The organism is Bradyrhizobium sp. AZCC 2176 (genome assembly GCF_036924645.1).
Taxonomy (GTDB): Bacteria; Pseudomonadota; Alphaproteobacteria; order Rhizobiales; family Xanthobacteraceae; genus Bradyrhizobium.
In genome coordinates, this window is the sequence record NZ_JAZHRX010000001.1 from 6,800,724 (window position 1) to 6,814,681 (window position 13,958).

The window sequence follows — 13,958 nt, forward strand, 5'->3', positions numbered from 1 at the left end:
GGAAGTCTAACCCTGGCGGCAATTCCGCTGACTGTGTTAGGGACTGATCACGATATCAGAAGACTGCCGACCATCAGGCGTAGCACTATATCGCAGACGGTCGCGGTTTCTTGCGGTCTAGCGTGTGGTAGGCTCCCCCATCACAGCACCACGGCGAAGGATTAGTGCCCATCTTCATCGGCCGTGGCGCGCGATTTCGAAACAATAGGGGACATCGAACTATCCGGCTATTCCATCACGTTGTAGACTACGATCGGCTGGCTGAGTCCTTTCAGCGCTAGATTGCCAATTTCTTCGACGGACGCAGCGCCCTCGACTGCCGCAGCTACAAGCTGGCCCACCAGGATTTGTCCATTTTTCGCCTCGCCGCACAGCCGCGCGGCCACATTCGTAATGGTACCAATCGCGGTGTAGTCCATGCGTTCGGCGAAGCCGATCTGGCCCAGGGTGGCGTAGCCTTGCGCAATGCCAACCCCAAAGCCGATCGTGTGACCGCGACGACGCCAAGCCTTAACCACTCCCGCCGCTATCTCGCGCATCACCACCGCCATCTCCACGGCGCGCTTGGCTGGCTCGGGCGTGGGCAAGGGGTCATTGAAGAACACCATGATTCCATCGCCGCCATAGTGATCCAGCGTCCCCTCAAAGCGCGCGACGACCGGTCCAAGGGCGCCATGGTAATCTCGCAATAGAGCCATGACCTCTTCCGGCTCGGCGCGCTCGGCAAAGGCGGTGAAGCCACGAATGTCGCAGAAGACGACCACGATTTCGCGACGGTGGCTCTCGAGAATGCTTTCGTCGCCGCGCGCGACGATCAGGTCGGCCAATTGAGGCGCCAGAAACCTGCGCAACTTACCAATTCGCTCGATCTCGGCTACCTGTGCGGCCACGCGGACCTCCAACTCGCGATTCCAACGCCCTATTTCCTCGGTGCGCTTTCGCAATTCACTGAGCAGTCGAGCGTTTTCGATTGCGATCACTGCTTGAGCCGCAAAGTTCTGCAAAATCGCGACCTGCTTTTCGGAGAACGGCCGAACTTCCTTGCGATAGACCGTCAGTGCTCCAAGCAACACATTGTCTTTGCGAAGTGCGACAACGAGCGCGCTTCGGGCGCCACCCAAGTCTACTACTGCCCGACGAAGCGGATTACCTTGACGGTACGCCTCCTCGTCCATCTGATCCAGGTTGTGAATAAGCTCCTCGCCGGCGAGCAGTCGCCAGTGTGCGTCTCCGGGCCGGGGCTGGTCCATTCCTGCGCTGAAATAGGTAGCAAGAGCATCCGGCACGCCTCGCTGCGCGGCGCGCTCAAAGCGTTCGCCGTCATACGTGGTCACGAATCCGAATGCGGCCTCGCAAAGATGCAGTGCGTTATCGAGGATCGTGATGAATACCGGTGCGAGGTCGCCGGTCGAGGAGTTGATGACCCGCAATATTTCGCTGCTGGCCGCTTGTTGAGCCATAGCTTCGTCGCGTTCGGCTCTGCATTCCGCTAACTCGTGCTCGAGATTGACAACCATCTCGTTGCCGCCTCGTTGAATTGGTTGCTGACTAGAATCTTCGGGCGTTGCATTCTTGCATGGATCAGATCGCGTATCGTTTGATGGCGGCTTCATCCCATTCGATGCCGGCGCCAAGGCGTTCGGGAATCTCGATTTCGCCGTTTCTGACCGCGAACGGCTCTTGGACAACCGGGTCGGCCCAGTCCTGCCACTCGAGCCAGTGCGCCGTTTCGGTAGCGCGCATCAGATGAGCTGCAAATTCCGGGTACAGATGCGTCGAAACCTGGATGCCGGCCGCGGCAGCAATCGGAACCGCCCGTAGCCAGCCGCTCACACCGCCAATCCGCATCAGGTCAGGCATCACGTAATCGCTGGCTCCCGAATGAACCGCCTTGTAGAGCTCACGGGGGCCATAGAAATTCTCGCCGAGCTGCACCGGCGTCTTGAGGTCCCGCGTCAATTGCGCGTAACCCGCCAGGTTGTCGTAGGCGATCGGCTCCTCCAGCCAATACAAGCCCTGTTCGTCGAGCGCATGACAGCGCTGCAACGCATCGCCCAGTGAAAGCCCCTGGTTGAAGTCGACCATGAGTTTTACGGAGTCACCTGCCCCCTGTCGAACCTCGCGGATCGCGGCGAGATCAGCAGCCGGTACGTCGCGACCAAGGCGAAGCTTTAATGCCGTGAAGCCACCTTCGGCGCAGAGCTCTGCTGCCTCTTTCGCCAATGTCGACACGTCGGTTAGCCACAGCCCGTTGCTGTTGTAGGCCGGCACCGGGCCGACGGTCCCGCCGAGCAGGCGCGCCAGCGGCAGTCCGGCCGCCTTCGCCAATGCGTCCCAGATCGCCATGTCGATCCCGGATATGGCGATCAATGCGGCGCCTTCATACCCGATCAGGCTTTGCGACCTCCGATTGGATTGGAAGGCATCGAGCGGCGCAATCGGCTTGCCGACGAGCGTCGCGCCAAGCGCTTGAACGAGCGCAATGATGCCCGCCAGCGCATCTTTCAGGTATGGCTCCAGATAGCTGCGTCCGACGACGCCCTCGCGCGTGTAAACGTCGATCAGGATCAGCGGCCAATCGTTGAACCGACCGACTTTCGAAATGATCGGGCGCCGCAGCGGCAGCAAAACCGCTCGCGCATCGATAGACAGCAGCGTGAGCGATCCGCGCATGGAATCGGGTCCCAGTCCGCATCGGACGGATTTATCTGACGGCAGCGGTATTCCGATGTAAATTCACTTCTCGGTATACCAAGGGGCGAGCTATGAGACGATCGGCTGCGCAGACGCGACTACATATTCTCGACGCCGCTTATGGACTGTTTTGGCGCCAGGGCTTCCTCAGAGTCTCCATGGACGCGATTGCGGCCCGGGCCGGCATCACCAAACGGGCGCTGTATCAACATTTTCGGAGCAAAGATGCGCTGATGGCGGCTACTCTGGCGTATTCCAGCGAGTTGGTGATCGAGCGACTAAGACAATTCCAGAAGCCGGTCACCACGGGCGACGAACTGATCGAGAGTTACTTCGCTCAGCTCCGTGAATGGGCGAAGAAGCCGAAATATTCCGGAGGGGGTTTCACGCGTGCCGTAGTTGAACTCGCCGATCTGCGCGGCCACCCTGCTCGTGCAATTGCGCGAAAGCACAAGTCCGCAGTCGAACAATGGCTCGCCGACGAACTAGCCTCCACGGGAATTCTCTCGCCCGGCGACCGCGCACGGGAGATCATGCTGCTAACGGAGGGCGCCATGGCGCTCATGCTCATCCATGGCGATCCAGGCTGGGCGAACTCAGCTGCGCAGGCGGCAAAAAGGCTGCTCCAAACACGCCAAGCTCTCGCATCACACCGCCGCTAATGGCACATCGCGTCGGTCGCGAAACTGGCCGGCATGACCGCTATTGTGGGGCAACCGGACCACCCTGCGAAGTCGGGAACGCAACTGCGCATCAGGCGTAGCGCAAAATCGCTGGCGTCGCGGCTTTGCCGATTGGAGCGAGTAGTGGGCCGCGGCATCATAGGGCAACGGCGAACGAATAGTGCCCATCTTCATCGGCCGCGGCGCGCCACTTCGGAATACGCGATTGACACCAAGATGCGCCAATTTCCCGATGCAAGACGTCAAGCGATACAGAGCGCGAATTAAATTCACCGTAGTTCGCGGCGTGGGTCGGGGACTTGCGCATTCGAGCGAGAGGTAGGACCGCGGATGGCAGCGCTAAACGGGTATCCTCAAAACCTACGATTCTAGCCGCGACCGCGCGCGACGCCGGCATGAAGGACCCCGAAGGATCGCGAACTTCGCCGTCGTAAAGTCTGGCAAGGCAGCTTCCTCGTGAGACGCCCCCTTGCCAGAGAAGGTCTTATGAACGCGATGTCGCTTTCACTGCATGAAGCCTTCGGCGAGGACCTTCCCGGTCACCAGGCTCGCGGTCCCCACACCCCAGATCTGTCGCTCATTGACCCAGGCATAGTCCTTCGACGCGGTGGAGAGGCGGACGTTTGCGAAGATGTCGAGCACCGGCTCGCCGGGTCGCGGCGCCGCCTGGCCGTCGCCAGACAACGCGATCCGGTGGCCGTCGTCGGTTTCGATGATCAGGTGCAGGTCGAGGTCCATGCGCCCATCCGCGCGCACCCGCACATAGTCGACGCCGTGCGCATGGCCCGCGAGGCGGCCCTTGTATCGCCCATCGACCGCAAGGTCGAACCGGGCTCCGTGTAGTGGAATCGCTTCCTGGCCGGCAAGGATGGCGTCCATGCTCACACCGTAGTCGGTGACTCCAGTGATATCGAGTTCCATGTCGTAAATCTTCTCGCCCCTCATTGCAGTATTTTGAGGCATTGCATTTCTCTGAGTTATACCGTGCCTTTGGTTCCAGCGGATGGACAGTTCACTCAAGCGATGAGTGTCACCGCCGCCACCAGTCAGTCGAATGGGGAGCGGCAGTTTCGACACATTCTGCGGATTTTTTTGCGCCTAGCTGAGTTCGGCGAGCCGGCCCTCAAGGGGCGGATCAGTCACCGAGGCGCAGCCTCGCGGATGCGAGGGGGTCAAACAATAGTCCTCGATCTTGTATCGAGGATTGCCTGAACGCCGTGTGGCAGACGCTTCGTCATCGCGGCAGATTGACTTCGCGTCCGGTGGGAGCGCAAGCCCATCAGAAGTAGTGCCCCAGAGAAGGGCGGCGAATACTTGTATGTCCAGGCGCGGTTTCGGCCAAGCGATCATAGCGCCACGGCGAAGGAGTAGTGCCCATCTTCATCGGCCGTGGCGCGCCACTTCGGTACAAAGCAACACCGCAGTACCCTATGCTCTCCGTTTCCGCGCCACCATCGCGCAATTGTAAAGCGCCCATGGCCCTGCCCAACAACGGGCTCACGGCCTCATCATGATCGGGCTGCGAATCCCCTGCGGCATGCCGGCGACAATCGCGGGGCTGGAAGCGTGCGAGGCGCTCACCCAGTACGTACGCCAAGCGGCTGGTGTTGACGCCTGAGCGTTTTGCCGCCATATGCAGAGTATGAACAAGCTTCGATCAGCCGCATCGACCACCACGGCGACCGCTTACGGCGGATCGCCTGCTGGTTGTGCGCGCTAGAGACAAGCGTACTTCACCCAGAAAAGGCCCCGCCGGCGACGGACGGGGCCTTTTCCGGTTTTTGATGGTCCCCGTCCGCGCTTTTTCCCATCACAAGGAACACAGCCATGGACGATCTCGACCACAGAAATCTCGGCGTGAAGCTCAAACTCTGGCACCTTCAGGAAGATGCGCCGGGCATGGTGTTCTGGCATCCGCGCGGCAACGCGGTCTACCGGGTGCTGGAGGACTATGTCCGGCGCAAGATGCGCCGAGCCGGTTATGCCGAGGTCCGGACGCCACAACTTCTGCCGCAGGAGCTCTGGGGCCGCAGCGGCCACTGGGACAAGTTCGGCGAGCACATGTTCCGGGTCGACGACGGCGAGTTGGCGATGGCGCTGAAACCGATGTCGTGCCCGTGCCACGTGCAGATCTTCAACAAGGGGCTGCGCTCGTGGCGAGAGCTTCCGATCCGCTATGCCGAGTTCGGCGCTTGCCACCGCAATGAGCCTTCCGGTTCGCTCCACGGCATCATGCGGACGCGTGCCTTCGAGCAGGATGACGCCCATGTGTTCTGCCGCGAGCAGGACGTGGAGGGCGAAGTCGCGTGCTTCATCGCCCTGCTGGGCGAGGTCTATCGCGACCTCGGTTTTCCCCACTACGAGGTGGCGCTGGCCACGCGGCCGGCGATGCGCGCCGGCGACGACGCGACCTGGGACTGGTCAGAGACAAAGCTCGGCGATGCCGCCAGGCAATGCGGCCTCGCGCCTCAAATCAATCCCGGCGAGGGCGCGTTCTACGGACCGAAGCTGGAATTCGCGCTGCGCGACCGGCTAGGACGATCCTGGCAGTGCGGCACGGTGCAGCTTGACGGCGTGCTGCCGCAGCGGCTCGAGGCGTCCTACGTCGCCCCCGACGGCAGCCGCGCGAGGCCCCTGATGATCCACCACGCCATCTTCGGATCGCTCAGTCGCATGATCGCGATCCTGCTCGAGCACCATGGCGGTGTGCTTCCGTTCTGGCTGTCGCCGGACCAGGTCGCGGTCGCGCCGATCTCGAAAGACCAGGCCGGATACGGCGCGGACGTGCTGGCGGCGTTCGAGGATGCCGGGATCCGGGCCGTTGCCTATGACGGTGCCGATACTCTTTCGCGGCGCATCGTGGCGGCGCATGAAATGGCGGTGCCGGTGATGGCTATCGTCGGCGGGCGCGAGATGAGGGACGGCCGGGTGAGCCTGCGCGAGAGCGACGGCTCACAGGCCGACGTTCCGCTGGCCGAGGCGGTGTCCCGCCTGCAGGCGAGGGCCAGGCCCGGCGCCGTTGTGGCTCAACCCTTGTAAAACGTGCCTCAGGCGCCGCATCCCTGGTGTGCCGGGCGTCGGCGCCGCGCCCGCGGACGCAGGATCCCAGGCGAGCAGGCCCAAGGAAGAGCGCGGTGTGTCGCCTGCTGGCCCATCGTGATCTCGGGATTGATCAAGAAGGCCGCTATCGAAGGGCACCCGGACCGCCTGCGAAATCGGAAAGAACGCCGCCCACGAGGCGTAGCGAAAAATCGCAGGGCATCCCGGATTATGCGGCCGGAGCGCGCAGCCGGCCGCCGCATCATAGCGCCAAGGCGTCATCGGCCGTGGCGCGCCTGCCGGTTTTTGCGCTTTCAGCGGCGACAAGCGGGGTCCCGCTGCCCGAAACTGTCAACGATCATCTCGGCTAGGAAGCTCGTTTAGTTACCAATCGGCCTCTTTGCTCCCACGGTCCGGCATTCAGGACTGCGCTCGCTACCTTCCCGCTCGAATCCCTTACGAAGGTGATCCGCGTGTGGTACCCGTCGTCGACATGAAATTCGCGTTCGGATATGGCTTTTAGGCGGACAGGTTTGCCCTTCTCGAAATCCAGGATCGGCCAAGGTCCGGTCGCCTCCGCAACCAAATTCCCGGCGTCGATCCTGACCTGCAACTCGACACCAGGAACATAGATCGGCGCCCGCGTAACAGCGATCTCGATCGGAGCAACCTGCGCACGCGTGATTTTCAGCCGGGTTTGCGAATTGACCGGGCCTCGCAACCTCGCGATGACCTGGCTCAACGTAAGACCCTTGACGGGGGTGCCGTCAATTTCCGTGATGATATCACCCGGTTTCAATCCAGCCTCAGCCGAGGGCGAGTTATCAAGAGGGCGAATAATTCGCGCGCTGCTGCTTTTCAATTCGATATCGGCGCCGATCCCGGAAAAGTTGCTGACAGGACTCATCCTGTCCCGCGAGCTCGATGACTGTCCGAAATCGTATTTGCCGACGAGTTCATCGAGCGCGACTTGATCGGTCGCCGCGGTTGCGGATATCGGCGCGTCGCGGTCGGGAACCAGGAAGGCTCCGTAGGTCAGGTTGCGAAACGGACGCGTGAAACGGCCGTAGTCGGTCGCAACCTGGATGAGTTGTATAGCGATCAGCTGCTCCGCCGGATCGACCCAGAAATAGGTTCCCCAGAGGCCGCTCCAGGTGTAGCTGCCGACCGATCCGGGCACCCAGCTCGAGGCCGCATCGCTACGGATCCCGAAGCCGAGCCCGAAGGTCGCGCTGCCCCGCGGCCCCATGTCGCCGCCGGTGAATTGGATGTCTGATGGCAGCGAGTTCGTGGTCATCCGGCGGACGGTGGCGGGCGAAAGGATGCGCACCCCGTCGAGCTCACCACCGTTGAGCAGCATCTGGCCGAACCGCAGATAGTCCGCGGCCGTCGACACCAGCCCGCCGCCGCCCGAGAACAGCGTGGTCGGCTTGGTGACGTCCCGGTCAGGGCGAATCCATGCGCCAACCGGCGCGTCGACCAGGCGGGCGAGCTTCTCCGGCGGCACCCAGAAACCGGTATCGATCATGCCGAGCGGCCTGAACAGGCGGCCGTCGAGAAACTGGTCCAGCGGTCGGCCTGAAGCGACCTCGATCACTCGCCCCAGAACGTCAGAGCTGTGGCCATATTCCCAGACCTCGCCGGGCTGATGGGCGAGCGGAAGCCGCGCCAGTCGGGACACGAAGTCCTTCAAAGTGCCGTCACGTGCCAAGCCTTTGTCGTACAGCCCACTGTCGCGGTAGAGCTGGTGCACGGCCGTATCGCCGCCTTCGTAGACGAGGCCGGATGTGTGACGCAGCAGGTCCTCGACGGTCATCGGGCGCTTCTGCGGCTCAAGCGTGAGCCTGCTTTGTCCGCTCGCCGGATCGGTGGTCTCGACACCGACCATCATGTCCTTCAGCTCGGGAAGATAGTGGTGGACCGGGGCGGCGAGATCGAGCTTTCCCTCCTCGACCAGGATCATGGCGGCCACGCTGGTGACCGGCTTGGTCATCGAAGCGATCCAGAAGATTGCGTCGGCCTGCAGCGGGATGGTCTTGGCGCGGTCACGATAGCCGGCGGCGCGCAGATACGCGACCTTGCCGTTGCGGGCGATCGCCGCAACCGCACCCGAGAAGGCGCCGGCGTCAATCTGCGTCTGCTGCCAGGCCGCTATCCGCGTCAGCCGCGTCGAGGAGAATTCGAGCGCTTGGGGATCGCTTACCGGCGCGACGTCGTATGCAAACCCCCGCCACACGGCGAACACCGCGACAAGGAGGACGAACATCGGGGCGGCACGTCCCCAAACCGACTTCGGAATGTTGCGCGAGATGAGACTGAGCATGAGATCTTCCCCGATGTGCAGCCAAAGCGCTGCCTTCGACGATGACGCGTTTTCATGGTCCTCGAAGTTCTGGAGCATTTCCGCACGATGCCGTGCCAGGAAATCCGGCGCATATAGTCTCAAGAGGAACCCGTACACCGCCAGAGAACGAGACCGGGTCTTCCTGATATGCGCCATCGCGTCACGCGGTCCCCAGTTGGCGGCGCGCGACAACGGCAAGATGTGACAGACGCTCTGTTTCCGCTCGGAGCGTCGCCAGCCCGCACGCTGTGAGTTTGTAATAGATTCTGCGCGGGTCCCGCGTGTTGCCCTGCGTCACGAGACCGGCTTCGATCATGCGGTCCAGCGAGCCGTACAACGTTCCCGGCCCCATTTTGACGGCACCTTGGGAGTCCGATTTAACCTGTTGCATGATGTCGTAGCCGTGTCGCTCTTGACCGACGAGGGCCAGCAGAATGTGGAACACGGCGGGCGTCAGCGGCAACTGGGGTTCGGATTTGCTCATACGAATTTATATATATCCGCGACGGATATAGTCAAGGTTGGATTCGTAGCGAAGGGTCGTAGACCGTCGCAGATTTGCGCATAGCAGCGCGCGCCGCACCGCGCCATCATAGCGCTACGGCGAAGCAATAGTGCCCTCATCGGCCGTGGCGCGCCACTCTTCGCTAGAGCACGCCACGGCCCGCGTAAGGGACCGTTCCTGCGCTGTCACTCCCACGATCAGACTGCTGCACTGAGACCGCGACGGTGCCCCGTATCATTGAATGATACGCCAGCATTTGATTTCCGTATCATTCAATGATACATGTCGCATGTGATCAGGACTTCCGGGACAAAACCGCCGAAGCCGTCTTCAATGGCGAAAGTCCCAAGGGCTTTCCGGCCGACCTTGTTAGAAGAGGACGCGACAATGGCAAAGAAGCTCAAGCCCATGCATCCCGGTGAGGTTCTGCGGGAGGAGTTCCTGGTACCGCTGAAAATGTCGGCGGGCGCTCTTGCCAAGGCCTGTGGCTTGCCTCGTACTCGGATTGAGCGGATCGCCGGCGAACAGACGGGCATTACCGCCGATACCGCGCTTCGGCTCGCAAAGGCGCTTGGCACAACCGCGCAGCTTTGGCTCAATCTGCAGAACGACTATGACGTTGAGATTGCGAAGCGCGATCTCGGCAAGATCCTCGACCGGATCGAGACCGTAAATAAGCCGGAGGCAGCCTAACCGGCGGAGCGCAATATCGCAAGGTGGCGAAGATTTGCGCAATGCCGCGCACGGCCGCGCAGTCCATCATAGCGCCACGGCCAAGCAGAAGGGCCCATCGTCATCGACCGTGGCACGCCACCTGGATCGAGCAAGACAAAGCAACCGAGTGCTGCCATTTGCGCGCCGAAACTCACGAATGAAATTTAGGCCTTCATGGCCGGAGCCCTGTGCCTCACTGCTAACGCCGGCATCGAAAAGACCGTCGCAACAAAGTCGCCTGACAGCAACCGCCGGCCAAACACTGAAGGAGTTTGTCTTGTCCAACCCGAGAGACTTTCACGCTCCGCAATCGTCCTACACAAAGGAAGATCTGCTCAGATCGAGCGAAGGCGGCTATTTCGGCCCGGGCAATGCCCAACTGCCGGCACCGCCCATGCTGATGATCGACCGCATCACCGAGATCAGCCTGAACGGCGGCGAATTCGGCAAGGGCCACGTCATCGCCGAGCTGGATATCGCGCCTGGCCTCTGGTTTTTTGACTGCCTCTTTCAAGGCGATCCGGTGATGCCGGGCTGCCTGGGTCTGGACGCCATGTGGCAGATTGTCGGCTATTGGCTTGGCTGGTCCGGCTCGCCGGGCAAGGGCCGCGCCGTCGGCGTCGGCGAGGTCAAGTTCCGGGGTGGTATAACGCCAGCCATCAAGCGCGTGCGCTACGAGGTCAATATGCGCCTCGTCAGGCGTGGCAAGCTGGCTGTTGGGGTTGCGAATGGCCGCGTGTTTGCCGACGGCGCATGCGTCTATCTCGCCGACGATATGAGGGTCGGACTGATCGCATTCCCGAGCTGAGTTGCATTCCGAGAAGAGGCCGCCATGGTGCGCCGCTTCGCCTCTGATCGGAACATCGCTTCATCCTGCGCGTAGATGTGTGCGGAGTGCTGACTTCGGCCCCGTTCGGCTCCCGCACACGGACGAAACATGGAACTCGTCACCCACAAGAAGTTCAAGGCCGGCCATCTGATGCCGTGGGGGAAAGGCACCGTGGTTTCACGGGCAAAGGGGTTTGTTTTCCTGGCCGGCAACACCGCAACCACGGACGATTACGAACCGTTCAAAAAAGGTGGCGGTGCCGTCGGAGACGTGGCCGCGCAGTGGCGCAACATACTTGCAAACATCAAATCCGATCTGGAGGAACTCGGCACCTCGCTGGACCACCTGATCAAGCTTACGTTCTTCGTGAAAGGGCCCTTCCCCGCCGGCGGCGTATTGAGTTCTCCCAACTTCCGCCAGGACGTGATGGACGAGTTCTTTGCTCAGCATTGCCCCAAGCAATGCAGTTACAACAACCCTCCACCCTCGGAGATCATCGGGGTTGCGGCGCTGGCGCATCCCGACCTCGTCATCGAGATCGTCGCGGTCGCAGCACTGCCCGATTAGCTGCGTCACGTCGTGCCGGGCCAAGCCTGCGACGCGCGGTGCTGCGCAGCGCCGACCTTCGCCGGCCATGGCCCGTCACGCCCCGCACAGACGGGCGCCGTCAAATACACAAGCGGGCATCCCGATCAGGAACAGATCCAGATGATCGCAACCGCTATCGGGACCCCCAAACCAAGTGCGCCGAAAATCGCCGGGACGAATTCGGACAGCAGACTTACCTGATGTTTTACGCCTGGTGACGACATGACGTTGCTCCTTGGAGCCCCGCGAGCCTCTGCCCGCCCCCAAGATGAACGATCAATCGCGCCTTCGGACTAAAGCCCGTGGCGACTCGCTAGAGGGGCAATGCTGGGGCGTTATGGTTAACAAGTGGTTAATCGGCATAAAGAGAAGTTTGCAGACCGCGCCTTGAAGACGCGCCGCTTGATCGTGAATCGCGCGCCGGCGGTGCACACGTCGTTCGGCCAGAGTTCCGGAAGAGCGCCTCGCCGGCATCGTCGGCCGCTCCCCGTCGCGCCCCGGCCGCCGCCAAGGAATGGCGCCTACCCGGCACCACTCCTTTTCAGCGGCGCACGCCAATCAGAACGAGCAGCCATACGCCGTGAGCGAAGCCTTCGTTGCATCCAGGGTCTGCTTGCAGGTCGATTCCATGGTCGCCTTCACTGACGGATTCTTGGCCATGTCGACCCACGCCTTGCGCGTCTGGTCGATCTGCGTCTTGTACATCGCGCGCTGTGCCTCGGGGACCTTGGAGACGACGCAGGCATCGTACTTGGTCAGGAAGTCGTCACAGGCTGCGATACCCGTGCTCTGCGCGTGAGCCGTGGTGACGCCCGCGAGCAAGGCGATGCCCGCCGCGAGTGACAGCACCTGTCGGGGGTTCGCGCTCGAACCCGCCACGGCTTTCGATATTGCTTGACGCATGATTTTCATTCCTCTGTATCAACTGACTAATTTGGATCGGCGGCACGCGCCCGGCTTCGCCCGTATCTCCCCGATCGACTCGCAAAGCGGCGCGCGCCGACAACCGGTCGGCGTTGCGGACGTTGAGCAGTTCAAGCGTTGAGCAGTTCGAGGCGAGACCGGGCACCATCGTGCCGGCCACGAATAAGTGTTCCGTCAATTTGGCGAGATTATGGGTGACGGCGTGGTGACATTGCGACAACCGCGCAGTCGGTGACAGGCGGTCGCTATCATGTTGCCGTGCGATCACCGTCTTGACGATGTTGCAGGCGTTCTCCTGCGTCGCGAATGAAAGCCTCGGTCGATCCTGATCCTGTCCAGTGACAATTGATGGACATTGCTCAGGCTGGACTGCCCCGATCCGAAGTCGTCCGGCAGCGCCACCGCTTTACGCGGCTGAGGTATCGATCGAGCGGCGTATCACCCGCCGCACCTCCGCATTGGACAGGAACAGATCGTGGTTGATGACGCCCCAGCCAGCTTCTGATGCATCGATGACGCGCACCCCGAGCTGCTCTATGGCGGCCTTCTCGGCGGCGCCGACCCGTGTCATCCCGCCGGCCAATCGTCCCGACAGCGCCAGTGCGCGGTCGTTTGTCGCGGTAACGACGGTGATCTTGCGGCCGAGCGGACCGATGCGGGTGACCGCCGACGAGAATACGTCCATGTCGATATCGGGTGAGGCGAACACCACGGCCCCGATCTTGTCGGTACCGCTGTCGCCGTTCCGCGCATAGAGCTGGCGCAAGCTTTCGAGCGTCAGCATGGTGCCCATGCTGTGCGCGACGATGTGAACGCGGCCGGTGCCGGGAGCCGTGACGGCAGCCTGGAGCACGCGCTCGAAGCCGTCGCGCGACCACATCGCGCTGTCGCGGTCATAGGCGTAGTCGAACAGTCCGGCCTTGGACGGCCAGGAGAACACCATCGTCTGGCCGCGGAATTTGATGCCGTCGGCGAGATGTGCGGCATCGAGCGCGGCCGTCTCGAATGTCTGTTTGAAACCGTGCACGTAGATCAGCACGTCACCCCCGCCGCCCTGCGCGAGAAGATCGCTGACCTCTCCCGACGCCGGCTCGACGCCATCAAGACGCCAATCGCCAAGCCCGGCCGCGGCGAGCGAGAAACGGCTCTCGTCGGGCGGCACCAGCTTCGCCCGGGCGACGGTCATCCTTGTCGCGCGCTCCGGCCCGAACCAGGGTTTGGCCCGCCCGCCATTGACCGGCTTGCGTGTGGTAGCGACGAGCAATGTCGGTTCGGCGGTAAGCGACGCAGCGTCGTAACGCGCGCCGGTCGCGCCCAAGCTAGCGCATCCACCGAGCGCGAGCACGCTTGCGGAAGACACAATCCCGCGCAGCAAAGCGCGGCGGGACGCAAGAGTCTGGAGAGTCTGGTTGTGCAGCAAATGTCGGACGATCACACAGGACCTTTGGGAACACGGTTTCGCAGAACCCGTCACCACAGCTTTCCTGAACTAGCATGGCGAGAAAAGGGCGGACGATGGCAATCGCTTGTTCCGGTTCCCGTCGCGATTCCGTGATCCGCAGGCGGCGCAACGAAACCATTTCGATCCGCCGCGAAGTCCTCCGGAAACAAAGACCCTCTAACGATGTTGTCTCATCA

General features: G+C 62.1%; 12 protein-coding genes. 5 read left to right on the forward strand and 7 right to left on the reverse strand.

Features of this window, described 5'->3' with window-relative positions; all coding sequences use genetic code 11:
- Positions 1-227 precede the first annotated feature (227 nt).
- Entirely contained in the window at positions 228-1,517 is a 1,290-nt protein-coding gene (locus tag V1288_RS32300) for an adenylate/guanylate cyclase domain-containing protein (RefSeq protein ID WP_334360862.1), read from the reverse strand.
- A gap of 64 nt (positions 1,518-1,581) precedes the next feature.
- Positions 1,582-2,673, reverse strand: coding sequence for an enolase C-terminal domain-like protein (locus V1288_RS32305; RefSeq protein WP_334360863.1), 1,092 nt, complete (start codon positions 2,671-2,673; stop codon positions 1,582-1,584).
- A gap of 92 nt (positions 2,674-2,765) precedes the next feature.
- On the opposite strand from V1288_RS32305, the gene V1288_RS32310 reads away from it, so the two are divergent.
- Positions 2,766-3,356 carry a TetR/AcrR family transcriptional regulator gene (locus tag V1288_RS32310; RefSeq protein ID WP_334360864.1) on the forward strand — a complete coding sequence of 197 codons (591 nt, stop codon included), beginning with the start codon at positions 2,766-2,768 and terminating at the stop codon, positions 3,354-3,356.
- A gap of 525 nt (positions 3,357-3,881) precedes the next feature.
- Here V1288_RS32310 and V1288_RS32315 read toward each other — a convergent pair.
- Positions 3,882-4,298 carry a DUF3237 family protein gene (locus tag V1288_RS32315; protein WP_334360865.1) on the reverse strand — a complete coding sequence of 139 codons (417 nt, stop codon included), beginning with the start codon at positions 4,296-4,298 and terminating at the stop codon, positions 3,882-3,884.
- A 906-nt stretch (positions 4,299-5,204) separates the two neighbouring features.
- Here V1288_RS32315 and thrS point away from each other — a divergent pair.
- Positions 5,205-6,416, forward strand: coding sequence for a threonine--tRNA ligase (gene thrS / locus V1288_RS32320; protein WP_334360866.1), 1,212 nt, complete (start codon positions 5,205-5,207; stop codon positions 6,414-6,416).
- A 367-nt stretch (positions 6,417-6,783) separates the two neighbouring features.
- Here the strand turns inward: thrS and V1288_RS32325 are convergent, their stop codons facing one another.
- Positions 6,784-8,739 (reverse strand): serine hydrolase, encoded by a 1,956-nt coding sequence (locus V1288_RS32325; protein WP_334360867.1) that lies wholly within the window; start codon positions 8,737-8,739, stop codon positions 6,784-6,786.
- 181 nt (positions 8,740-8,920) lie between these two features.
- Entirely contained in the window at positions 8,921-9,244 is a 324-nt protein-coding gene (locus V1288_RS32330; protein ID WP_334360868.1) for a PadR family transcriptional regulator, read from the reverse strand.
- A 408-nt stretch (positions 9,245-9,652) separates the two neighbouring features.
- Between V1288_RS32330 and V1288_RS32335 the strand changes: the two genes are divergently transcribed.
- From V1288_RS32335 to V1288_RS32345, 3 genes are all read left to right on the forward strand, one after another.
- Positions 9,653-9,958 (forward strand): HigA family addiction module antitoxin, encoded by a 306-nt coding sequence (locus V1288_RS32335; RefSeq protein WP_334360869.1) that lies wholly within the window; start codon positions 9,653-9,655, stop codon positions 9,956-9,958.
- 298 nt (positions 9,959-10,256) lie between these two features.
- Positions 10,257-10,787, forward strand: coding sequence for a bifunctional 3-hydroxydecanoyl-ACP dehydratase/trans-2-decenoyl-ACP isomerase (gene fabA, locus V1288_RS32340; protein ID WP_334360870.1), 531 nt, complete (start codon positions 10,257-10,259; stop codon positions 10,785-10,787).
- Positions 10,788-10,916: 129 nt separating this feature from the next.
- Positions 10,917-11,375 carry a RidA family protein gene (locus tag V1288_RS32345; protein ID WP_334360871.1) on the forward strand — a complete coding sequence of 153 codons (459 nt, stop codon included), beginning with the start codon at positions 10,917-10,919 and terminating at the stop codon, positions 11,373-11,375.
- A 579-nt stretch (positions 11,376-11,954) separates the two neighbouring features.
- On the opposite strand, the gene V1288_RS32350 is transcribed toward V1288_RS32345, so the two are convergent.
- Both V1288_RS32350 and V1288_RS32355 read right to left on the reverse strand, forming a co-directional pair.
- Entirely contained in the window at positions 11,955-12,299 is a 345-nt protein-coding gene (locus V1288_RS32350) for a hypothetical protein (RefSeq protein ID WP_334360872.1), read from the reverse strand.
- 427 nt (positions 12,300-12,726) lie between these two features.
- Positions 12,727-13,755, reverse strand: coding sequence for an alpha/beta hydrolase (locus V1288_RS32355; RefSeq protein WP_442893885.1), 1,029 nt, complete (start codon positions 13,753-13,755; stop codon positions 12,727-12,729).
- Between the last annotated feature and the right edge of the window lie 203 nt (positions 13,756-13,958).

Excerpts from the sequence above, each read along its gene's own strand:
- V1288_RS32315 (WP_334360865.1), bottom strand. The coding sequence starts at position 4,298 with ATGGAACTCGATATCACTGGAGTCACCGACTACGGTGTGAGCATGGAC.
- V1288_RS32300 (WP_334360862.1), bottom strand. The coding sequence starts at position 1,517 with ATGGTTGTCAATCTCGAGCACGAGTTAGCGGAATGCAGAGCCGAACGC.
- V1288_RS32350 (WP_334360872.1), bottom strand. The coding sequence starts at position 12,299 with ATGCGTCAAGCAATATCGAAAGCCGTGGCGGGTTCGAGCGCGAACCCC.
- thrS (WP_334360866.1), top strand. The coding sequence starts at position 5,205 with ATGGACGATCTCGACCACAGAAATCTCGGCGTGAAGCTCAAACTCTGG.
- V1288_RS32335 (WP_334360869.1), top strand. The coding sequence starts at position 9,653 with ATGGCAAAGAAGCTCAAGCCCATGCATCCCGGTGAGGTTCTGCGGGAG.
- V1288_RS32330 (WP_334360868.1), bottom strand. The coding sequence starts at position 9,244 with ATGAGCAAATCCGAACCCCAGTTGCCGCTGACGCCCGCCGTGTTCCAC.
- V1288_RS32305 (WP_334360863.1), bottom strand. The coding sequence starts at position 2,673 with ATGCGCGGATCGCTCACGCTGCTGTCTATCGATGCGCGAGCGGTTTTG.
- V1288_RS32310 (WP_334360864.1), top strand. The coding sequence starts at position 2,766 with ATGAGACGATCGGCTGCGCAGACGCGACTACATATTCTCGACGCCGCT.
- V1288_RS32345 (WP_334360871.1), top strand. The coding sequence starts at position 10,917 with ATGGAACTCGTCACCCACAAGAAGTTCAAGGCCGGCCATCTGATGCCG.
- V1288_RS32325 (WP_334360867.1), bottom strand. The coding sequence starts at position 8,739 with ATGCTCAGTCTCATCTCGCGCAACATTCCGAAGTCGGTTTGGGGACGT.